At 59.7% G+C, this 20,448-nt stretch carries 20 protein-coding genes; 12 read left to right on the top strand and 8 right to left on the bottom strand.

The genetic code is table 11. The features are described from left to right. Positions 1 to 102 precede the first annotated feature (102 nt). The 4 genes from BS627_RS02035 to BS627_RS02020 all read left to right on the top strand — a co-directional run bounded on the left by BS627_RS02035 (position 103) and on the right by BS627_RS02020 (position 4,432). A complete protein-coding gene (locus tag BS627_RS02035) occupies positions 103 to 1,353 on the top strand; it encodes a BtaA family protein (protein WP_077981659.1) in 1,251 nt (416 codons plus the stop codon). Further along, positions 1,350 to 2,069 (top strand): class I SAM-dependent methyltransferase, encoded by a 720-nt coding sequence (locus BS627_RS02030; RefSeq protein ID WP_165691105.1) that lies wholly within the window; start codon positions 1,350 to 1,352, stop codon positions 2,067 to 2,069. The genes BS627_RS02035 and BS627_RS02030 overlap by 4 nt, the downstream gene beginning before the upstream one ends. Positions 2,070 to 2,303: 234 nt before the next feature. After that, positions 2,304 to 3,083 (top strand): glycoside hydrolase family 25 protein, encoded by a 780-nt coding sequence (locus BS627_RS02025; RefSeq protein ID WP_077981765.1) that lies wholly within the window; start codon positions 2,304 to 2,306, stop codon positions 3,081 to 3,083. 122 nt (positions 3,084 to 3,205) lie between these two features. Then, positions 3,206 to 4,432 (top strand): lytic murein transglycosylase, encoded by a 1,227-nt coding sequence (locus BS627_RS02020; protein WP_077981658.1) that lies wholly within the window; start codon positions 3,206 to 3,208, stop codon positions 4,430 to 4,432. 465 nt (positions 4,433 to 4,897) lie between these two features. On the opposite strand, the gene metF is transcribed toward BS627_RS02020, so the two are convergent. The 3 genes from metF to ettA form a co-directional block, all read right to left on the bottom strand. After that, positions 4,898 to 5,791 carry a methylenetetrahydrofolate reductase [NAD(P)H] gene (metF, locus tag BS627_RS02015; protein ID WP_162520301.1) on the bottom strand — a complete coding sequence of 298 codons (894 nt, stop codon included), beginning with the start codon at positions 5,789 to 5,791 and terminating at the stop codon, positions 4,898 to 4,900. 1 nt (position 5,792) lies between these two features. Beyond that, entirely contained in the window at positions 5,793 to 6,806 is a 1,014-nt protein-coding gene (locus tag BS627_RS02010) for an ArsR/SmtB family transcription factor (RefSeq protein WP_077981657.1), read from the bottom strand. Positions 6,807 to 6,966: 160 nt separating this feature from the next. Beyond that, a complete protein-coding gene (gene ettA / locus BS627_RS02005; RefSeq protein ID WP_077981656.1) occupies positions 6,967 to 8,616 on the bottom strand; it encodes an energy-dependent translational throttle protein EttA in 1,650 nt (549 codons plus the stop codon). Positions 8,617 to 8,763: 147 nt separating this feature from the next. On the opposite strand from ettA, the gene BS627_RS02000 reads away from it, so the two are divergent. The 7 genes from BS627_RS02000 (at position 8,764) to BS627_RS01970 (ending at position 15,154) form a co-directional block, all read left to right on the top strand. Continuing rightward, complete coding sequence (locus BS627_RS02000; RefSeq protein WP_103036228.1) at positions 8,764 to 9,714, top strand: alpha/beta fold hydrolase; 951 nt, start codon at positions 8,764 to 8,766, stop codon at positions 9,712 to 9,714. A 101-nt stretch (positions 9,715 to 9,815) separates the two neighbouring features. After that, positions 9,816 to 11,018, top strand: a complete 1,203-nt coding sequence (caiB, locus tag BS627_RS01995) for a succinate--glutarate CoA-transferase (protein ID WP_077981655.1) — start codon at positions 9,816 to 9,818, stop codon at positions 11,016 to 11,018. Beyond that, positions 11,015 to 12,667: a thiamine pyrophosphate-binding protein gene (locus tag BS627_RS01990; RefSeq protein ID WP_077981654.1), complete on the top strand. Its 1,653-nt coding sequence runs from the start codon at positions 11,015 to 11,017 to the stop codon at positions 12,665 to 12,667. Before caiB ends, BS627_RS01990 begins: the two co-directional genes overlap by 4 nt. 189 nt (positions 12,668 to 12,856) lie before the next feature. Continuing rightward, the gene (locus BS627_RS01985) at positions 12,857 to 13,621 is read left to right on the top strand and encodes a HugZ family pyridoxamine 5'-phosphate oxidase (protein ID WP_077981653.1); all 765 of its coding nucleotides are present in this window, start codon (positions 12,857 to 12,859) and stop codon (positions 13,619 to 13,621) included. Positions 13,622 to 13,913: 292 nt separating this feature from the next. After that, positions 13,914 to 14,234: a DMT family transporter gene (locus tag BS627_RS01980; protein WP_077981763.1), complete on the top strand. Its 321-nt coding sequence runs from the start codon at positions 13,914 to 13,916 to the stop codon at positions 14,232 to 14,234. A 53-nt stretch (positions 14,235 to 14,287) separates the two neighbouring features. Then, the gene (locus tag BS627_RS01975) at positions 14,288 to 14,662 is read left to right on the top strand and encodes a DMT family transporter (protein WP_089153205.1); all 375 of its coding nucleotides are present in this window, start codon (positions 14,288 to 14,290) and stop codon (positions 14,660 to 14,662) included. A gap of 75 nt (positions 14,663 to 14,737) precedes the next feature. Then, positions 14,738 to 15,154, top strand: a complete 417-nt coding sequence (locus BS627_RS01970; RefSeq protein WP_077981651.1) for a MarR family winged helix-turn-helix transcriptional regulator — start codon at positions 14,738 to 14,740, stop codon at positions 15,152 to 15,154. 112 nt (positions 15,155 to 15,266) lie between these two features. Here BS627_RS01970 and BS627_RS01965 read toward each other — a convergent pair whose 3' ends face one another. The 3 genes from BS627_RS01965 to BS627_RS01955 form a co-directional block, all read right to left on the bottom strand. Next, entirely contained in the window at positions 15,267 to 15,608 is a 342-nt protein-coding gene (locus BS627_RS01965; protein WP_003494829.1) for a RidA family protein, read from the bottom strand. A 47-nt stretch (positions 15,609 to 15,655) separates the two neighbouring features. Beyond that, positions 15,656 to 15,994, bottom strand: coding sequence for a protein tyrosine phosphatase family protein (locus BS627_RS01960; protein WP_046798035.1), 339 nt, complete (start codon positions 15,992 to 15,994; stop codon positions 15,656 to 15,658). Between the two features lie 96 nt (positions 15,995 to 16,090). Continuing rightward, positions 16,091 to 16,924, bottom strand: a complete 834-nt coding sequence (locus BS627_RS01955) for an aldose 1-epimerase family protein (RefSeq protein WP_077981650.1) — start codon at positions 16,922 to 16,924, stop codon at positions 16,091 to 16,093. Positions 16,925 to 17,079: 155 nt separating this feature from the next. Between BS627_RS01955 and BS627_RS01950 the strand changes: the two genes are divergently transcribed. Continuing rightward, a complete protein-coding gene (locus BS627_RS01950; protein ID WP_077981762.1) occupies positions 17,080 to 18,468 on the top strand; it encodes a L,D-transpeptidase family protein in 1,389 nt (462 codons plus the stop codon). 64 nt (positions 18,469 to 18,532) lie between these two features. Here the strand turns inward: BS627_RS01950 and BS627_RS01945 are convergent, their stop codons facing one another. Both BS627_RS01945 and BS627_RS01940 read right to left on the bottom strand, forming a co-directional pair. Further along, positions 18,533 to 19,738 carry an MFS transporter gene (locus BS627_RS01945; RefSeq protein ID WP_020813639.1) on the bottom strand — a complete coding sequence of 402 codons (1,206 nt, stop codon included), beginning with the start codon at positions 19,736 to 19,738 and terminating at the stop codon, positions 18,533 to 18,535. A 46-nt stretch (positions 19,739 to 19,784) separates the two neighbouring features. Beyond that, on the bottom strand, positions 19,785 to 20,432 hold the full coding sequence (locus tag BS627_RS01940; protein WP_077981761.1) for a TetR/AcrR family transcriptional regulator: 648 nt from the start codon (positions 20,430 to 20,432) through the stop codon (positions 19,785 to 19,787). Positions 20,433 to 20,448: the final 16 nt, after the last annotated feature.

Genomic DNA, 20,448 nt, shown 5'->3' with positions numbered 1-20,448 from the left:
TTCACAGCGTCTTTTCGTCTCATTGTTTTCACCCACAGCCCCTGTCATCAAACTGTAGTATGACGGCTGTAGACGCCTCTCAATCGACTGAGAGGTGAACATATGACGAGTGCGGCACCCAAGACCGGCTTCAGCAAGAACACGAAACTGAAGTCTGCATTGCTCCAGCACAAGGCACTCTCCAAAAGCGGTCTGTCCGAGCGGTTCTTCGGCGTCCTCTTTTCCGGCCTCGTCTATCCGCAGATATGGGAAGACCCGGAAATCGACATGGAGGCGATGGAGCTTGGCGAAGGCCACCGCATCGTCACCATCGGCTCGGGCGGCTGCAACATGCTGGCCTACCTCTCCCGCAATCCGGCCAGCATCGATGTCGTGGACCTCAACCCGCACCACATTGCGCTGAACAAGCTGAAGCTCGCCGCGTTCCGCCATCTGCCCGCCCATCAGGACGTGGTGCGCCACTTCGGCCGCGCCAACCACCGCAGCAACAGCATCGGTTACGACCGTTTCATCGCCGAGCATCTGGATGCCACGACCAAGGCATACTGGTCGAAGCGCACCCTTTCCGGCCGCCGCCGCATCTCTGTCTTCGACAGGAATATATATCGCACCGGCCTGCTCGGCCGCTTCATCGGCGCCGGTCATCTCATGGCCCGGCTGCACGGCGTGAAGCTCACCGAAATGGCCAAGACCCGAACGCTGGACGAACAGCGCCAGTTTTTCGACAGCAAGGTCGCGCCCCTTTTCGACAAGCCGGTGGTGCGCTGGCTGACGAAGCGCAAAAGCTCGCTTTTCGGCCTCGGCATTCCGCCGCGCCAGTATGACGAGCTGGCCAGCCTTTCCGCCGATGGCACGGTTGCGTCCGTGCTCAAGGAGCGGCTGGAAAAGCTCGCCTGCAACTTCCCGCTCAGCGACAATTATTTCGCCTGGCAGGCCTTCGCGCGCCGTTATCCCGAACCGCATGAGGGTGCCCTGCCCGCCTATCTCAAATCGGAATATTACGAAACGATCCGCAACAACACCGCACGCGTTGCCGTGCACCACGCCACCTATACCGAGCTTCTCTCCAAAAAGCCGGCAAGCGCCGTCGACCGCTATATCCTCCTCGATGCGCAGGACTGGATGACGGACACGCAGCTCAACGAATTATGGTCGCAGATCAGCCGCACCGCGGCATCCGGCGCGCGCGTCATCTTCCGCACCGCCGCCGAAAAGAGCGTCATCGAAGGCCGGCTTTCGCCTGACATCCGCAACCAGTGGGTCTATCTCGAAGAGCGCTCCAACGCGCTCAACGCCATGGACCGCTCGGCCATCTACGGCGGCTTCCATATCTACCAGAGGGCTATGGCATGAAAACCATCGGCGAGAATGTAGGCCTTGCAGACAGCGCGCATGCGAGCCTGATGGACCGCATGTATCGCCACCAGCGGCATATCTACGATATCACCCGCAAATATTACCTTCTCGGCCGAGACAGAACCATTTCCGGCCTCGAGGTGCCGAAAGGTGGCACCTTGCTGGAAGTTGGCTGCGGCACCGGCCGCAACCTGCTGCTGGCCAGCCGCAAATTTCCGCAGGCGAAACTGTTCGGCCTCGACATTTCCGCCGAAATGCTGCTGACCGCAGCCGAAAATTTCGCCGGCAAGGCGGAACGCCCCATGCTGCGCGTGGCAGACGCCACTGCCTTCCGCGCCTCGGAATTCGGCCAACCCGAGGGCTTTGACCGCGTCATGATCCCCTATGCGCTGTCGATGATACCGGATTGGGAAAAGGCGATCGAACAGGCGCTCACGGCGCTGAAGCCCGGCGGCTCACTGCATATTGTCGATTTCGGCCAGCAGGAACAATTGCCGAAGTGGTTCCGCACCCTTCTGCAAGCCTGGCTCACCCGTTTCCACGTCACGCCCCGCGCCAATCTTCGCTATGTTCTGGCCAATATGGCCGGCCGTTTTGACGGCAATCTCGAATTCGAGGAAATCGCCCGGGGTTATGCCTGGCGGGCTGTCATCACGCTCCCGGTTGCCGAAGCGCAGCAGCCGAAAAACCACCGCATCTTGGCCGACGCCTGATTCCCGACGGATTGCAAAACCCGCATGCGCGCATTCGACGTCGCCTTCAAGGCTTCGCCGGGCGAGGTTTCAGCAGTAAAAATCGCAAATCGCTGCAAATCCAGCGGCCTGCGAGATGCAAAAAGCACCTAGCCCCTTGCCATAACCGCTTGTTTACCATGTTATGCGTAAATTGAGAGATATGGCGCGCCGTTTTGCGGCCGCGGGATGGGCAACACTTTCATCAGGGTTTCAATGCGGCTGCGTTTATCGGCACTATTGTCGGCTTTGCTGTTGATCGGCGGCTGCACCTCCACCAGTTACGACCTGCTGGAAACCGCATCCGTTTCCAGGCCGAAATTTTCTGATACCGACCCGCAGGATTTCGGCGTCAACAACCCGCACCGCCACGAGGTACACGGCATCGACGTGTCCAAATGGAATGGCGACGTTGACTGGCAAACCGTGCGCAAATCCGGCGTCTCCTTCGTCTTCATCAAGGCGACGGAAGGGTCGGACCGTATCGATCCGAAATTCGGCGACCATTGGCGCAGCGCGGCGGCGGCCGATATTCTGCACGCGCCCTACCATTTCTATTATTTCTGCTCCACAGCGGACGCCCAGGCCGACTGGTTCATTCGCAACGTTCCGAAGGACGCCGTCACCCTGCCCCCGGTTCTCGACGTGGAGTGGAATCCTTCCTCCCCCACCTGCAAGACCCGCCCTGCCCCGGGTATCGTGCGCGCCGAAATGCAACGTTTCCTCGACCGCCTCGAAGCCCACTACGGCAAGCGCCCGATCATCTATACCTCAGTCGACTTTCACCGCGACAATCTCGTCGGCCAGTTCAAGAACTACCATTTCTGGGTGCGTTCCGTTGCCGCCCATCCGGCCAAGATTTACGAAGATCGCAAATGGGCCTTCTGGCAATATACCGCAACCGGCGTCGTGCCCGGCGTGAACGGTCCCACTGACATCAATGTCTTTGCCGGAACGGAGAAAAACTGGCGAAAATGGATTGCTTCCGCCAAATAACACGGCCAAGAAGCAACACTTTTGAAAAATCGGCGTTGTTCAGCCACGTCAGATCGCCCGATCCGTTTTTTTGTCGCAAACATATGGGTAAAGCGGGCTAACAACCTATCGAGGAAATTCCCATGCCCACGTTCCGGTCGCGCAGCATCGTTTTTGCCGCCGCTTTGTCGCTTCTTTCTACCGGCTCCGCACTCGCAACGCCGCCTGTCGCCTCGCCTGACGATCCCAAGCAGGTTGCCTGCGGCGGCGATCTCGGTGCATTTCTCGAAGGCGTTAAAGCCGACGCGCTTGCCAAGGGCATTCCGGCCGACGCAATCCAGAAGGCGCTCTCCGGCGCACAGATCGACCCGAAGGTGCTCTCGCGTGACCGTGCACAGGGCGTCTTCCGCCAGACCTTCCTGGAGTTTTCCCAGCGCACCGTCAGCCAGGCGCGCCTCGATATTGGCCGCAAGAAACTGCAGGAACTCTCCTCCACCTTCGCCCGCGCCGAAAGCGAATACGGTGTACCGGCCGGCGTCATCGCCGCCTTCTGGGCCATGGAAACCGATTTTGGCGCCGTCCAGGGTGATTTCAACACCCGTAACGCGCTGGTGACCCTGTCGCATGATTGCCGCCGCCCGGAACTCTTCCGTCCGCAGCTGCTGGCGCTGATCGAAATGGTTCAGCACGGCGATCTCGACCCAGCCACCAATACGGGCGCATGGGCCGGTGAAATCGGCCAGGTGCAGATGCTGCCCAAGGACATCATCGCTTTCGGCGTCGATGGTGATGGCGACGGCCACATCAACGTCAAGAGCAGCGCGCCCGACGCCATCCTGACGGCGGCCAAATTCATCCAGCATCTCGGTTTCAAGAAGGGCGAACCCTGGATTCAGGAAGTTTCCCTGCCTGAAAACCTGCCCTGGGAAAAATCCGGCCTCGGCGGCACGCTGACCGCCGGTGAGTGGTTCGCGCTCGGCGTCACCCCGCGTGACGGCAACAAGAACTTCGCTTCCCTTCCCGCCGCGCTCATCATGCCGCAGGGGCGCAAGGGTCCGACTTTCATTACCTATCCTAATTTCAACATCTATCTGGAATGGAACCAGTCGTTCATCTACACGACCTCGGCCGCCTATTTCGCCACACGCTTGATGGGCTCCCCCGTCTATAACAAGGGCAACCCGGAGCCCGGTTTCGATGATGCGACCATGAAGCAGCTTCAGACCAAGCTCGAAGCGCGCGGACATAATGTCGGCAAGGTGGACGGCATTCTCGGTTCCGGCACCCGCGTCGCCATCCAGAAAGAGCAGCAGCGTCTCGGACTGCCCGCCGATGGCTGGCCTTCTGCCGCACTTCTGCAGGCGCTTTAATCAATCTTAACGCCGCCTTCCGGCCCTTCATCTGTCGGACGGAATCAAGGCAGAAATCATTAATCTCGACCTGATGACTGGGGATAACACCCCGGTCATTTACTTTTTTTAAACTTATGAAGCACTGCGTGATAGAGAAATAATCTTTTATTTTCAATAAATTACAGAAAACGCTTTTTTACGGCATGCCAGGCCTTGCTGCACTGCATCACAAAAACCGCTTTCCAACCGCCACAAAACGGTCATATTATCAAACCTGTCAACAACAGGAGGCACCCATGGGACTTACAAAATCTCTCAATGCCTTGGCAGTCGGTTTGGCGTTTTTGTTCGTAGCGATGATGCTTTTCATCTGACGAGACGTGAAGACCAAACGCAGATAAAAACCGTAGATGACACGAGTTTAAAAAGCGCAGGCCCTAAGGGACCTGCGCTTTTTTCATATCGGTAATCTGATGTGTAAAATCACGCGGCGCTGCGGCGCAGACGCTCCAGCCCGAGATTTTCAAGCACCGCGTCAACCAGCGGCGCGCGGTTCATGGTGTAGAGATGGAACTCATTGACGCCACGACGCTGAAGATCGGCAATCTGTTCGGCGGCAACCTCCGCGGCCACGCGGGCGCGACCTTCCAGATCGTCGTCATAGCCTTCGAAACGCTCATCCAGAAAACCGGGAATGCTGGTGCCGCAGCGGCCGGCGAAACGCTTGAGCTGGGTGAGATTCTGGATCGGCATAATGCCCGGAACCACCGGAATGGTGATGCCCGCCGCCGTGACCCGCTCCATGTAACGTTCGAACACGTCATTATCGAAGAAGAACTGCGTCAGCGCCCGCGTCGCACCATTGTCGGCCTTGCGCTTCAACATGTCGATATCGATAGCCTCGCTTGCACTTTCCGGATGTTTTTCCGGATAGGCCGAAACGGAAATCTCGAAATCGGCAATTTCACGCAGCCCCTTCACCAGAGCGGCAGCATTCTCATACCCTTCCGGATGCGGCTGGTAAGCCGTGCCGATGCCGGTGGAGGGATCGCCGCGAAGCGCCACGAAATGGCGAACGCCAGCATTGCGGAACTCTTCTACGACCTGATGCACCTCATCCCGGCTCGCATCCACGCACGTCAGATGCGCGGCAGTCGGCAGATGGCCGTCTGCGATCATACGGCGTACCGCGTCCAGCGTCGGCGCTTTTGTGGAGCCACCGGCACCATAGGTGACGGAAACGAAATCCGGATTCCACTTCTTCAGCTCGTCGACCGTTTCCCAAAGCTGGGATTCCATCTCGGCGTTCTTGGGAGGAAAAAATTCGAAAGACAACCGGATGTCGCCATCACGGCGTGCGGTTTCTGACCTCAACATATCATGCCCTCCCGGAGCGAAGTAAAACCGCCTCTTGCGCCACATCGTCTGCCATCAGCAGCCGCTGGTCGCGGGCAACCCATATCGTGACGTCCAAAGCCTCGTCGGACGCTTTTTCAGAATGAAGATCGACGGCGCGCTCCAATGAAAGCCCGGCCTTCTTCAACCATTCTTCCATCAGCGGATGCGAGAAACCGAGCCGCACATGCGCGTGTTCATCACGCAGATATTCGAAGGAATGCGGCGCAAGGTCGATGACGATCAGCCGACCGCCGGGACGCAGCATGCGTGCAGCTTCCGAAAGCGCGATTTCCGGCTGGTCGAGGAAATGCAGGACCTGATGGATAACGATCAGATCGAAATCCTGTCCCTCGAGCGGCAGATTGAGAATGTCGCCATGGCGAACGGAGGCATTGACCACGCCCGCCTTGTCGAGATTGGCGCGCGCCACCGACAGCATGTCGCGGCTGGCATCCACACCGATCGCGCGGCGATAGATACCGCTCAGAAGCTGCAGGATACGGCCGGTGCCGGTGCCAAGATCGAGAAGCGAATCGATCGGCGTGGTGCCCACCAACTTCAGGAGCGCGCCTTCCACGGCCTCGTCGCTGACATGCAGACGGCGCAGCTCGTCCCATGCGGAAGCGTTGCGGCTGAAATAGTCCTGCGCCCGCTCCGCCCGCACCCGCTTGACGGTAGCAAGCCGTTCGCTGTCGCGCTGGAGAACGGCGTCAGACGGCGACGCGGCGCCAAGCAGCTGCCGAACGACGCCCGCAGGCTCACCATCCTGCCGCAGACGGAAATAGGCCCATGCGCCTTCCTGATAACGCTCGATCAGCCCCTCTTCCGTCAAAAGTTTGAGGTGACGGGAGATGCGCGGCTGCGACTGGCCGAGGATTTCGGTAAGGTCGGTAACCGTCAGATCGCCGGCCGAAAGAAGCGCCAGCAAGCGAAAACGCGTCGTCTCACCCGCCGCCTTCAGGAGATCCACCAATTTGTCCAGACCGAACGCCACTCTGCCGCGCCTCGCAAGCTAATCAAGATATAAAGATATCTTTATGTCGATGTGGCGTTCGATGCAAGCGTAAAGTGTCTCGGGACGCGATCATGTCCACTTATTACACGAAAAAAGGCCCGCTTTACGGCGGGCCTTTCTGGAGCGATGCTGAAAAGGATCAGCGCGTCAGGCGCTTGTAGCTCACGCGGCCGGGCTTGATGCTTTCCGGGCCGAGACGGCGGACCTTGTCCTTTTCGTAGTCTTCGAAGTTGCCTTCGAACCATTCCACATGGCTGTCACCCTCGAAAGCGAGGATGTGGGTGGCAAGGCGGTCAAGGAACATGCGGTCGTGGCTGATGATAACGGCGCAGCCGGCGAAGGCTTCCAGCGCTTCTTCAAGCGCCGCCAGCGTTTCGGTGTCAAGATCGTTGGTCGGTTCGTCGAGCAGCAGCACGTTGCCGCCGGCCTTCAGCATCTTGGCGAGGTGAACGCGGTTACGCTGACCGCCCGAAAGATTGCCGACCTTCTGCTGCTGATCGCCGCCCTTGAAGTTGAAGGCGCCGCAATAGGCGCGCGAATTCACTTCGAACTTGCCGAGCTTGATGATGTCGTTGCCGCCGGAGATTTCTTCCCACACGGTCTTGTCACCCGCCAGCGCGTCGCGGCTCTGGTCGACGTAACCGAGCTGAACGGTGTCACCAACGGTCACGGAACCGCTATCAGGCTTCTCCTGACCGGTGATCATCTTGAACAGCGTCGTCTTACCCGCACCGTTCGGACCGATGACACCGACGATGCCACCGGGCGGCAGCTTGAAGGACAGGTTTTCAATCAGCACGCGGTCGCCATAGGACTTGGTGAGGTTGTCGGCTTCGATGACGACGCGACCGAGACGCTCTGCAACCGGAATGACGATCTGCGCATCGCCGGGACGGCGGTTTTCCGCTGCTTCCACCAGTTCGTCATAGGCCTTAATACGCGCCTTGGATTTCGTCTGACGGGCCTTGGGGCTGGATGCGATCCATTCCTGCTCGCGGCTGATGGCCTTCTGACGCGATGCATCTTCGCGAGCTTCCTGCTGCATGCGCTTGGCTTTCGCCTGCAGGTAAGCGGAGTAGTTGCCTTCGTAAGGAATGCCGCGACCACGATCGAGCTCGAGAATCCAGCCCGTGACATTGTCGAGGAAGTAGCGGTCGTGGGTGATCATCATCACGGCGCCGGGATAGTCGCGCAGGTGCTTTTCGAGCCAGGCGATAGTTTCAGCGTCCAGATGGTTCGTCGGTTCGTCGAGCAGCAGCAGGTCCGGCTGCGACAGCAGCAGACGGCACAGTGCCACACGGCGACGCTCACCACCGGAAAGGCCGGTCACGGGCGAATCGCCGGGCGGGCAACGCAGGGCATCCATGGCCATTTCGACCTGATTTTCCAGATCCCAGAGGTTCTGGCTGTCGATCATGTCCTGAAGCTTTGCGCCCTCATCCGCCGTTTCGTCGGAATAGTTCATCATCAATTCGTTGTAGCGGTCGACGATCGCCGTCTTGTGCGCCACGCCTTCCATGACGTTTTCCATCACGGTCTTGTTTTCGTCGAGCTTCGGCTCCTGCTCGAGATAACCGAGGGTCGCACCTTCGGCGAGCCAGGCTTCACCGGTATATTCCTTGTCGAGGCCGGCCATGATTTTCAGAACGGTCGACTTACCGGCACCGTTCGGGCCGAGGATACCGATCTTGGCATCGGGGTAGAAGGAGAGATGGACGTTCTCCAGAACCTTCTTCGCGCCATAGGACTTGTTCAGCCCAGCCATGTGATAGATGAATTGACGTGCCATTGTAGCGAATGCTCCACATCGGATTTTTAAGAGTACGTATCGGGAAATTTGCCGCTATGTAGGGTAAATAGGACCTTGGGGCAACCTCTGGCACGATTATGACCCCATGATTATGACAAGCTGCGTGACGAGGCGATGGGTGCTGCCATGAATGAGACGACCGATAACTTCGCCTTCAGCCAGATTGAGAGGCTGGAAGCCCCTTCCGGCGCATCGATCGCCTTCCGTCATCAACCTTCCGCTCTATCCCCCGCCCGTGGCGTGCTGATGATCTGCCACGGCCTTGTCGAGCACGCCGGCCGCTACCGCCGTTTTGCCGATGTCATGGCGAAACAGGGTTTCGAGGTCTATGCCCATGACCATCGCGGCCATGGCCGCACGAGAGCGGCGGATGCGCCTCTCGGTCGCTTCGCCTGGAAGGACGGCGCGGAAAAGGTGGTTGCCGATGTCATGGCGATGCGCGTGATGATCGGGGAAAGACATCCCGGCCTGCCCGTGATCCTGTTCGGCCACTCCATGGGTGGCCTCGTGGCGCTCAACGCTGCCGTCAGCCACCCCGATGCCTTCGATGGCCTGTCGATCTGGAACTCCAATCTCAATCCCGGCGTCATGGGCCGCATCGCGCAGGTCGTGCTCCGGCTTGAAAAGATGCTGAAGGGATCGGACGTGCCGAGCGCCATCCTGCCCAAGGCGACCTTCCGCGCCTGGAATGCAAAAATGCCGGAAAGGCGCACCCATGCCGACTGGCTGAGCCACGACAAGGCGGCTGTCGATGCCTATGTGGAGGACCCGCTCTGCCAGTTCGAGGCGAGCGTTTCGCTCTGGCAGGATGTTTTCGAACTCTCCTATCGCGCGCCAAAACTCATCGAGCGCCTGCCAAAAACGCTGCCGCTGTTACTGGTAAGCGGCGATCAGGATGCCGCCACGAATGATGGCAGGGAAATTGTGTGGCTAGCCGAGCGTTTCCGCCAGGCGGGCTTCAGTCATGTCGAACACACAATCTACAAGGGAATGCGGCACGAGACATTGAACGAGATCGGCTGGCAGCCCGTCGCGGCGGATTTCGCCGCCTGGTGCGGTCGGGTCGTTAAAGACTGAAGGCGCCTTTGCCGAAACGGAATAAGTCCATGAGATAAAATCACATGCGGCGCGGCAGGCAGCGGTCTATAAACCGGCAAGCAGAAAATCCCGGGGGACAGATGACCGACATGCCGAACAGGAAACCGCCGCTCGCAGGCATCCGTGTCATTGAACTCGCGCGTGTTCTGGCTGGTCCCTGGGCGGGGCAGATGCTGGCCGACATGGGCGCTGACGTCATCAAGGTCGAGAACCCCGAAGGTGGCGACGATACCCGCGCATGGGGACCACCCTTCGTTGAGGGTGCTGACGGAGAGAACCTCTCTGCGGCCTACTACCACGCCACCAATCGCGGCAAACGCTCCATCGTCGCCGATCTGAAGACCCCTGAGGGCTGCGAACTGGTGCGCCGGCTGGTCCGCACCGCCGATGTCGTCATCGAAAACTTCAAGCGCGGCGGGCTCGCCAAATACGGCCTCGATTATGAGAGCCTTAGGGTGCTCAATCCGAAGCTGATCTATTGCTCCATCACCGGCTTCGGCCAGACCGGGCCTTACGCCGATCTCGCCGGATACGACTATATCGTGCAGGGCATGTCCGGTTTCATGTCGATAACAGGTGAAGCTGACGGCCAGCCGATGAAGGCGGGTGTTGCGGTGGCCGATATCTTCACCGGCATTTATTCCGTGACAGCCATTCAGGCCGCCCTCATCCACACCATGCGATCAGGCGAAGGCCAGCATATCGACATGGCGCTTCTGGATGTGCAATCGGCCGTGCTCGCCAACCAGAACATGAATTATCTGATCTCCGGCAAGCCGCCCGTCCGCCTCGGCAACGCCCATCCGAATATTTCCCCCTATGAGGTGGTGCCGACGGCCGATGGTTTCCTGATCCTCGCGGTCGGCAATGACGGCCAGTTCCGCCGCCTCTGCACCATTCTCGGCATTGGCGCGATTGCCGATGACGAACGTTATGCGACAAACAAGGCCCGCGTCGCACATAAGGTCGAAGTCCGGCGGATCGTTTCCACCGAAACGCTGAAATGGAACAAGCGCGATCTTCTGAGCGCCTGCGAGAAAAACGCCGTGCCGGCCGGGCCGATCAACTCCATCGAGGAGATGTTCGCCGATTCGCAAGTTCAGGCACGCGGCCTCCGCGTCGATCTGGAAGCGGAAGACGGCACCGTCATCCCAGGGGTACGCACACCGATTATAATGTCACAGACGCCGCTGCGTTACGAACGCCCGAGCCCGAAGCTCGGCGAACATCAGGCGCAGGTGCTGGCCGAACTGGAAAACATCGAAAGGACCACCACGCCATGAAAAGAACCGGCGGAGAACTGATCGTCGAAGCGCTGAAGGCCAATGGCGTCTCCCGCGTGTCCTGCGTTCCGGGCGAGAGCTATCTGGCAGTGCTGGATGCGCTTTATGAAAGCGGCATTGAAACCGTGGTCTGCCGCCAGGAAGGCGGCGCCGCCATGATGGCCGACACCTGGGGCCGGCTGACCGGCGAACCCGGCGTCTGCATGGTGACGCGCGGTCCGGGTGCAACCAATGCCTCGGCCGGCCTGCACATCGCAAGGCAGGATTCCATTCCGATGATCCTGTTCATCGGCCAGGTCCAGCGCGAAGCGCGCGAGCGCGAGGCCTTTCAGGAAGTGGAATATCGCCGCGCCTTTACAGAATTCGCAAAATGGGTCGGCGAGATCGACGATGCCCGCCGCATCCCTGAATTCGTCACCCGCGCCTTTGCCGTCGCCACCTCCGGCCGCCCCGGCCCCGTGGTGCTGACGCTGCCGGAAGACATGCTGGTGGAAGAAGTCGAAGCGCCCGAGGCAAAGCCCTACATGCCGGTCGAAGCGCATCCCGGCCCTTCGCAGATGACGGCCTTCACAAAAATGCTGGGCGAAGCGAAACGGCCGATCTTCATCGTCGGCGGCACGCGCTGGTCCGAGGAAAGCGTGGCGGCCTTCAGGGCATTTGCCGAAAACCACAAGCTGCCCGTCGGCTGTTCCTTCCGCCGCCAGATGCTGTTCGATCATCTGAGCCCTTCTTATGCTGGCGATGTCGGCATCGGCATCAATCCCGCCCTGGCGAAGGAGATCAAGGAATCCGATCTGGTGGTGCTGCTCGGCGGTCGCCTCTCGGAAATGCCCTCCTCCGGTTATACGCTCATCGACATCCCCTACCCGTCGCAGAAGCTGATCCATATTTATCCCGAAGCCGAAGAACTTGGCCGCGTCTACCGCCCCGATCTGGCGATCTGCGCCGCCCCAGATGATTTCGTCGCCGCCCTCGCCTCGCTCACCCTTTCCGGCAACGCCGCATGGGCCGAGCGCACTACCGCCATGCACGCAGCTTATCTCACCTGGTCGACACCACCGCAGACCGGGCCCGGTCCGGTGCAGATGGGCCCGATCATGGACTGGATCGAGGCCAATGTGGCTGAGGACGCGATCTTCACCAATGGCGCCGGCAATTACGCCACCTGGCTGCACCGCTTCCACCGCTTTCGCCGCTACAACACGCAATCGGCCCCGACATCAGGCTCCATGGGTTACGGCCTGCCGGCGGCGGTGGCCGCCAAGCATCTGTTCCCGGAGCGCGAGGTAATCTGCTTTGCCGGTGATGGCTGCTTCATGATGCACGGGCAGGAATTCATCACTGCCGTGCGTTATGGCCTGCCGATCATCACCGTGCTCGTCAACAATGGCACCTATGGCACGATCCGCATGCATCAGGAACGGGAATATCCTGGCCGTGTCAGCGGCACCGATCTCGTCAACCCGGATTTCAACGCTTTTGCCAAGGCCTATGGTGGCCACGGCGAAACGGTGGAAAGAACGCAAGACTTCGCCGCCGCCTTCGAGCGGGCGCGGGCCAGCGGCAAACCGGCCATCATCGAGGTGAAGCTGGATGCGGAAGCGATCACGCCGACGCGTACCCTGACGCAGATCCGGACCGGAAGCTGATATTACGCATGGACACGGCTCCGGCATGGTGTAAATCCTGACGCTCGCACGACGTCATCCTCGGGCCTGTCCCGAGGATCCAATCACGTATCGTAAAGTTCATCGGTTGCAGATGCTCGGGACAGGCCCGAGCATGACGAAGGAGGGGTCTCACACTTCTTTCAGCAGCCCTTTGGATCAGGAAACGACATGCCGGATGTTGCCCCTCCCGTCATCACCCCGCGCGGCGCAAAAATCGAGCCCTCGGCCGGCGCACCTTTCGAGGCCGTGCGCGTGGCCCGGGATGTGCTGCACACTTCCCGCACGGCAGCACTTGCGACCCTCGATCCGGTCAGCGGTTATCCCTATACAACCGCCACCAATATCGGCGTCGAGCCGGATGGCACGCCATTCTTCTTCGCGGCGGGCCTGACGCTGCACGCCCGCAACATGGAGGCCGACCCACGCATCTCACTGACGCTCGCTCCCTTCGGCAAGGGCGATGCGCTGACATTGCCGCGGCTGACACTGGTGGGCAGGGCGGAGCAAATCAGCCCGGATGAAGTGCCGCTTGCGAGACAGCGCTATATTACCCGTTACCCCAAGGCGAAACTTTATCTGTCCCTTCCCGACACAAGGCTCTACCGGCTGCGGACGGAAGGCGTGCAGATCAATGGCGGCCCGGCGCGAAATGCCAGCACCATCACACCCGGCGATCTGCGCACCGATCTGTCAGGCGCAGAAGAACTGATGGCTGTAGCGGAAAGCGAAGCGATCCGCCTCAACGCCATCAAGGGCGAAGCGGCTCGGCTTGCCGTTCTCGCTGGTGCCAAAACCGGACGATGGAAAATCACCTCCATCGATCCTGACGGCATCGATCTGGCTTCGGCCAGCGATCTGGCCCGGCTTTGGTTTGCGGAGCGGGTGACAACGTTGAAGCAGTTTGAGAAACAATTGACTCAACCCGCAAGCTGAACCCGCCAAGGGCTTCAAAACAAACGAATACAGGCGACTCGTCGCAGGTTCAGCCTCGACCGGCATCATATACATGGTGTCTCGAACGGCCCTGTCACCGCGCCATCGTTTCCATGCGGAAGAAAACGACAAACATGTTGACCTCTTCTTTCATAAATAATATGCATGCACATGCAAATAAATAGTCGGCACGTCGAGACGACCATTTGTGACCCTGGCATGCTCAATCGACCACTCATCGGTCGGGAGACAGGGCCAATACTTCAAACAATCATCCTAACGGAGAATGACAATGCATTGGATGTATCTGGCAATCGCAGTGATCTTTGAAATCGCGGTCGCAATATCGGCAGGAAATGCCAAGGGTTTCTCTCATCCCTGGTGGACTGCCGCGACTTTGGTCAGCGGCGCAATCGCGACAGTTTTCCTTAGTTTTGCGCTTCTCACTTTCGACGTTGGTGTTGGCTACGCCATTTGGACCTCTACAGCAGGCGTCGGCATTGTCGTTCTGGGCGCGATTTTTTTCGAACAAAGATTGGACTGGAGGAAAATCGCTGGGATCGCCCTGGTAATCGGCGGGGTCATCGGACTTCGGCTCAGCGGCGCGGCATAAAAATAGAGCGACAACATCTGACGTCAGAACACCAGATCAGAAAGGATATGGATATGACAACGAACGCGAATACGGGGCGCGCGTGGTTCATGCTGCTGCTCGCCGGTCTCTTCGAAATCGGTTACGCGCTCAGCGTGAGCGGGAGCAGGGCTTTCACGATACCAAGTTGGTCCATCGCCGCCGCAATCTTCTTCCTGCTGACACTTTATTTTCTCAGCGTGTCCCTCAAGACCATCGACGTCGGGCTTGGCTACGCGGTTTGGGCAGGCATAGGCGCGGTCGGGGCGGCCGTCTGCGGTAGTCTCCTACTGGATCAGCCGTTGACTCTCACCCAGTCGTTCTGGCTGGCGATTATCATCGCCGGGGTCGTGTGGCTGAAGCTCGCCGACAGCGTCAAACTCCCCAAGGGAGAGACCGGGCTGTCATAGCGCCGTCCGCTTGAAGATGTTATTGTATGAGCATACATATGGGTTAGTATTTCGTTCCTCCAGGAGCTTGCCCATATGTCCTCCAAACACGATGCGTGGCTGAAACTTGCCCAAGCCGTCGGCAACGTCGAAGTCGACCTCGGAAAAACGATGCAAACCGCCTGCGGACTTGGCTTATCGGAATATCGTGCGCTGGAGGCGCTTTCCCGCTCACCCACCGGTGAATTGCGGATGCAGGATCTTGCCTCGCATCTTTGCCTCAACCAGAGTTCGGTTTCCAGGCTGGTGGAACGTCTGGAACGGACAGGCCTCACGGTCCGGGATCTTTGTCCGGACGACAAGCGCGGTGTGTATACCGTTTTGACCGATAGTGGGCGTACGCGCATCGATAGCGCCCGCACCTTTTATAAAACAGCACTGGATGCTGCAATAAAACAGCATGGCTGCGAAAAGGCGCTTGCAGCGCAATTCACTCCTTCAGCCCAAGCGTAGACGACCACCCGGTTCCGGCATCAAATGACTTTGCTTCCGACAGCATCGCCTCGACAAAAAGGCCGGGCCGCATTCCGCGACCCGGCCTTTCCTTAAAAAATCAAACCATTGCTCAGAGAGCAGCGGTCACGATGAACTCAACCTTGTAGTCCGGCGTCGCCAATGGTGCGCCGCTAGTGGCGCGGGCCGGCGGGTTTGCCGGGTCGATCCAGCCTTCCCATACAGCGTTCATTTCGCCGAAGGTGGACATGTCGGAGAGGTAGATGATGGTCTGCAGGATCTTCGACTTGTCGGAACCGGCAGCGGCCAGCAGGCGGTCGACTTCAGCGAGAGCGGACTTGCTCTGTTCCGTAACGCTCGTGCCTTCGCCAACCTGGCCGGCCAGATAAACGGTGTTGCCGTGAACGACGGCGCCGCTCATGCGCTTGCCCGGCTCGATACGCTTGATGGTCATGGAAAACTCCTGTTGATTGGCATTAAAAATCGAAGATGCGCGGAAAATCAGCCGCGCAGGTGATGGGTCTTTTCGTAAATCGCCGTCGAGCGCGCGCCAGAGCGGCAATAGCCGAGCATCGGGCGCTGCAATTCGTCCAGCGCATCCACCATGCCGGCAACGGCATCGGCGTCGACGCCATAGCGGCCGACCGGCACATGCATGATGGTGAGGCCAAGCTGCTCGGCACGCTCGGCAATATCAGCAAAAAGCGGCTGGCCGTCTTCTTCGCCGTCAGGGCGATGGCAGACGATCGACTTGAAGCCGAGTGCCTTGACCTCGTCGAGATCAGCGACGCTGATCTGTCCCGTTACCGAATATTCGTCGTCAATGCGCCTGATATCCATGTCATGCCTCCGCTGGCCGTCACCCTTGAAATCCGCATCCGATGTAAGCGGTCAAAACCGCGGCGTCAATGACGGGCGATCTTCATTCGGTACGGCTCAGAGGATGGAAAAGCGCAGGCCGAAGGAACGGCTTTCGCCCGGCTGGAGAATATTGAACTCGCCGGCAGCCTCAAGCTCGCTCCGCCCGACCCAGCGATGCGAAACCGGCTCGATGCCGAGCACATTGGCCGGCGCCTGCTGATTGCGCCACATCTGCAGATAGGGCAGCGTTTCCGTACGGAAACGCACGGTCAGCGTCTTCCCGCCGATGGCCGCGACCGGACCGAGCTTCAGTTCCGCCCAGTCATCATTGCCGGCAGAAACGCAGAAAACGCTGCCCGGCTCTTCGCCGAAACGCCAGCCATGGCCGCCGCCATGCAGCATCGCGCCCTCAAGCCGCACGGCATCGTCGAACAGCCGCGCGCCGATATTCATGTGATACATCAGGAACACCGGGATCGGCCGCCCGGAAGTGTTGACGATCCGGTCGTCGAGACTGACTTCACCGCTCTCACCATCGATGCGCCACGTCCGCTCCAAGAGCGCAGTGCAACCATCGGCAAGCTTCACGGGAACCTCGACACGCGCCAGCGCATTGGTCTCATGAACGTCGAAGGCGATGATGGTCGCGGGATGCGAGGAGAAGGAGCCATGCAATGGATACCGGCGTCCTTCGACGTCACCCTCGATAGGCTCGGGATGGCGGATATGGTCGGGACCGCAGGTGAAGAGAAATCCTTCCAGCGAGTGGTCGATGCGCGCATCGCCATCGTCGGGAATGGCGCGGCCCGGTGCTATGTCGATGCCGTCAACGACGCAAGCGCCGATATCGAAAACGGAGGTTTCATCGAGGAAAATACGTGGCGATTTGCCGGCCTGAAATGAACGCAAGACAACCTCCCTGTGGCAGCAAAAACGCATGGTTCACGGAAACGCTACTAACCGTGAAGGAAATTAAGATTGCATTAACCGCGAATTCACCTTTTTCACAATAGGGTCAAGATTGCGGTGTGTTTATCGGTGAACAAGCAAGGGATAGCAGAATCGTGAAACAGTTTCTTAACGCAGCTCTGGGTTTGACGGTCGCCGTGGCGTCGGTTTTCACCCCGCTACAGGCTGGCGCGCAGCAGCGTTATGGTTATGAGCAGCCGGTTCTGGTGACGCCGGACGGTCGCGTGCTCGATTTCGTTCCCGAACGCGGCGATATCGTCATCAGCCGCGACGCGATGGGACGCACGGTGTTTTACGACCAGTATGGCAATCTCCTCGCCACCGAAATGCCCTCCGGCTACCCGCAGCGGCAACAGGCGCGCCAGCGCGACACCACCTATTATCCGCCCGCCCCCGGCGGACGGTATCGTGAGCCGCAACGCGACTACGGCTACCAGGACAATGGCAGCGTGCGCGATTACCGCGAATATCGCGGCGACGGCTCCGACGAGAATTTCTACACCGGCTCCGTTCCCGCACCCGGTGCGGTTGAAAGCGGCCCGCTCGGCCAGCCGATGCCGGGCGAAAGCACCACGGCCGCGGTTCCGCAGCCGGAGCACCTGATCGAGCGCCACACGCCGGTGACAACGCCGGTCAATCGCTCGCGCCAGGAAATCGTTGCGCTCCAGACCTTCCTCGACCGTGAAGGCATCTCGCCCGGCGTTATTGACGGTAAGATGGGCGACAACGTCAACAAGGCGATTGCCGCCTGGCAGGACATGACCGGCGAAAAGCTCGATCCGAACAATTCCGACGATATTCTGGAGCGCCTGCGCGCTTCCGGCGGCATGCCTATCGTCGATTACACCATCACCGCCGCCGACGCCGCTGGCCCCTATGTCGCCTCCATCCCGGACGACTATGCCGAGAAATCGCAGCTGCCTGCCCTCTCCTTCACCTCGACTTCGGAAGCGCTCGCCGAACGCTTCCACATGGATGAGAACTACCTGAAGGAGCTGAACCCCGGCATCGATTTCTCCGTACCCGGCACCATTATCAAGGTCGTCAATCCGGGCGAGACGAAAAAGGGGCAGGTTGCCCGCATCGTTGCCCATAAGGGCATCAAGCAGGTCTTCGCCTATGGTCAGGACGGTAATCTGATCGCCGCCTATCCCGCCACCATCGGCTCCACGGATACGCCTTCGCCAAGCGGTACGCATACGGTCGAGCGCATCGCGCTCAATCCCGGCTACACCTATAATCCGAAGATCAATTTCAAGCAGGGCCAGAACGACAAGATCCTGCAAATTCCGCCGGGTCCGAACGGCCCGGTCGGTACGGTCTGGATTGCCCTGTCGAAGCCGACCTACGGTATTCACGGCACCCCGGAACCGTCCAAGATCGGCAAGACCAACAGCCACGGCTGTATCCGCCTGACCAACTGGGATGCGACCGAGCTGGCGAAAATGGTCCGTCCCGGCGTCGTGGTCGAATTCGCCGAATAATCGAGCGCAAGAAAACAGAAAGCCCGGCGGTGTGATCCGCCGGGCTTTTTTCGTTATGGGTGTTTCAGTCGCGCTTTTCCGTCAGGAAATACAGGAGCGCCGCTACCGGCAAGGCGAAGCCGATCCACGAGGCTGCTTGCCATTCACCGACGGCATAGGCCCAGCCACCCACGGCGGAGCCGATGGCACCACCCATGAAGAACGTCGCCATATAGATGCCGTTCAGGCGGCTGCGGAATTCCGCCCCCAGCGTGAAGATCGCCCGCTGGCCGAGCACCAGATTGGTGGTGACGCCGAAATCGAGAACGATTGCCGCGACGACCAGAATGGCGAGCGCCAGATGTGAGCCTTCCGGTGCAAGATGCGTAACGGCGAAGGAGAGCGCCACCGCCACCAGGGCAAAGAAGGTGGCCGCACGCGTCCAGCCACGATCCGCCATCCGCCCGGCAATCGGCGCGGCCACGGTGCCGGCCGCACCGGCCAGCGCGAAAAGCGCGATCTCACCCTGGCTCAGATTGAAATGCGGTCCGCTCAGATAAAGCGGCGTGGTGGTCCAGAACAGGCTGAAAGCCGCAAACAGGAAGGCGTGATAGATCGCCCGCCGCCGCAGGATCGGTGTGTGCAGCGCCAGCCGGCCCATCGAAGCCATCAATGCGCCGTAGCTCAGGCGCGCATCGGGCATACGGGCAGGCAGAAGCCGGAAAAGCACCACGGCAAGAAGCGCCATGACCGCTGCAGAGGTCAGAAACACACCGCGCCAGGAGACCACTTCCGACAAAAGGCTGGAAACCGGCCGCGCCAGCATGATGCCGGCCATCAGCCCGCTCATGACATTGCCGACCACCCGCCCGCGAATGGCGTGCGGCGCCATATGGGCGGCATAGGGAACGATGACCTGCACCGCCACGGAACTGACGCCGACAAGAAAGGCCGCAATCAGAAACGGGGCCGCATGCGGCGCAAATGCCGCCGCCACAAGGGAAAGCACCGCCATAGCGACAGCGCTGACCACCAGCTTGCGGTTTTCAACGAGATCGCCGAGCGGCACGACAAACAGCAGACCGATACCGTAACCGATCTGGGTCAGGGTCACGATCAGGCCCGTCGCGCCGGCGGAGAGACCAAGTTCCGCCCCGATGATGCCGGCCAGCGGCTGGCCATAATAAAGATTGGCGGCAATCAGTCCGCAGGCTGTCGCCAAGAGGAACGTCAAGGCCGGGGAAATGGATGTTGCCTCGACATCATCCCCTTCAATTACACGCGTCGTCATCATTTTCTCCAATATGGAAACAATCGTTTCCTAAATAGTCACAAAATCAATCGGCAAGCTTCATGGCGATATCCACCACGGCCATCATGTCTTTGAGGCTGCGCCCCGTCTTTCCCACCACGCGCATGCCGTACATCATGCACAGCATCGCCCGGGCGAGATCTTCGGGATCGGCCTTCGAACGCACGGAACCATCCTTCTGCCCTTCGGCAACGAGGCGGGCGACAATTCGCTCCCTCGCCTTCACCGCCCGCTCGACCACGATTGCAATATCGTCATCCAGCGCCGCCAGATCGGCAGCAGCACCAACCACCAGACATCCATCGGAACCGACACCGCCATGCGACCGTTCCGCATAGAACATCAGGCCTGCCCTAACGCGCTCATAACCGGTATCGAAACCGGCCACCGCCGCCTCGAAACGCTCGGTCTGCACGATCCTGTAGCGTTCCATCGTGGCGATGAAGACAGCCTTCTTGTCCTTGAATGCCTTGTAGAGACTGCCCTGCGCCAGTTCCATCGCATCGGTGAGATCACCGACCGAGGTCGCGTGATAGCCGCGCCGCGAGAAGACCCGGATCGCGCCGTCAAGCGCACGATCGAGATCGAACTCGCGCGGCCGGCCGCGATGACGCTGTTCCGGGGAATTGGACTGGCTGAAATTGCTCATGAGCGGAATATAGGAAACGATCATTTCCAAATCAAGCGAA

This window comes from Agrobacterium salinitolerans (genome assembly GCF_002008225.1).
In the GTDB taxonomy this organism is placed as follows: domain Bacteria; phylum Pseudomonadota; class Alphaproteobacteria; order Rhizobiales; family Rhizobiaceae; genus Agrobacterium; species Agrobacterium salinitolerans.
Note: the sequence above shows the minus strand (reverse complement) of the source record. Positions and strands in the feature narration are given on the sequence as shown.

Bases quoted from the DNA above. Each gene is read 5' to 3' on its own strand.
- BS627_RS02035 (WP_077981659.1), top strand. From the start codon at position 103: ATGACGAGTGCGGCACCCAAGACCGGCTTCAGCAAGAACACGAAACTG.
- BS627_RS02030 (WP_165691105.1), top strand. From the start codon at position 1,350: ATGAAAACCATCGGCGAGAATGTAGGCCTTGCAGACAGCGCGCATGCG.
- BS627_RS02025 (WP_077981765.1), top strand. From the start codon at position 2,304: ATGCGGCTGCGTTTATCGGCACTATTGTCGGCTTTGCTGTTGATCGGC.
- BS627_RS02020 (WP_077981658.1), top strand. From the start codon at position 3,206: ATGCCCACGTTCCGGTCGCGCAGCATCGTTTTTGCCGCCGCTTTGTCG.
- metF (WP_162520301.1), bottom strand. From the start codon at position 5,791: ATGTTGAGGTCAGAAACCGCACGCCGTGATGGCGACATCCGGTTGTCT.
- ettA (WP_077981656.1), bottom strand. From the start codon at position 8,616: ATGGCACGTCAATTCATCTATCACATGGCTGGGCTGAACAAGTCCTAT.
- BS627_RS02000 (WP_103036228.1), top strand. From the start codon at position 8,764: ATGAATGAGACGACCGATAACTTCGCCTTCAGCCAGATTGAGAGGCTG.
- caiB (WP_077981655.1), top strand. From the start codon at position 9,816: ATGACCGACATGCCGAACAGGAAACCGCCGCTCGCAGGCATCCGTGTC.
- BS627_RS01990 (WP_077981654.1), top strand. From the start codon at position 11,015: ATGAAAAGAACCGGCGGAGAACTGATCGTCGAAGCGCTGAAGGCCAAT.
- BS627_RS01985 (WP_077981653.1), top strand. From the start codon at position 12,857: ATGCCGGATGTTGCCCCTCCCGTCATCACCCCGCGCGGCGCAAAAATC.
- BS627_RS01980 (WP_077981763.1), top strand. From the start codon at position 13,914: ATGCATTGGATGTATCTGGCAATCGCAGTGATCTTTGAAATCGCGGTC.
- BS627_RS01975 (WP_089153205.1), top strand. From the start codon at position 14,288: ATGACAACGAACGCGAATACGGGGCGCGCGTGGTTCATGCTGCTGCTC.
- BS627_RS01970 (WP_077981651.1), top strand. From the start codon at position 14,738: ATGTCCTCCAAACACGATGCGTGGCTGAAACTTGCCCAAGCCGTCGGC.
- BS627_RS01965 (WP_003494829.1), bottom strand. From the start codon at position 15,608: ATGACCATCAAGCGTATCGAGCCGGGCAAGCGCATGAGCGGCGCCGTC.
- BS627_RS01960 (WP_046798035.1), bottom strand. From the start codon at position 15,994: ATGGATATCAGGCGCATTGACGACGAATATTCGGTAACGGGACAGATC.
- BS627_RS01945 (WP_020813639.1), bottom strand. From the start codon at position 19,738: ATGACGACGCGTGTAATTGAAGGGGATGATGTCGAGGCAACATCCATT.
- BS627_RS01940 (WP_077981761.1), bottom strand. From the start codon at position 20,432: ATGATCGTTTCCTATATTCCGCTCATGAGCAATTTCAGCCAGTCCAAT.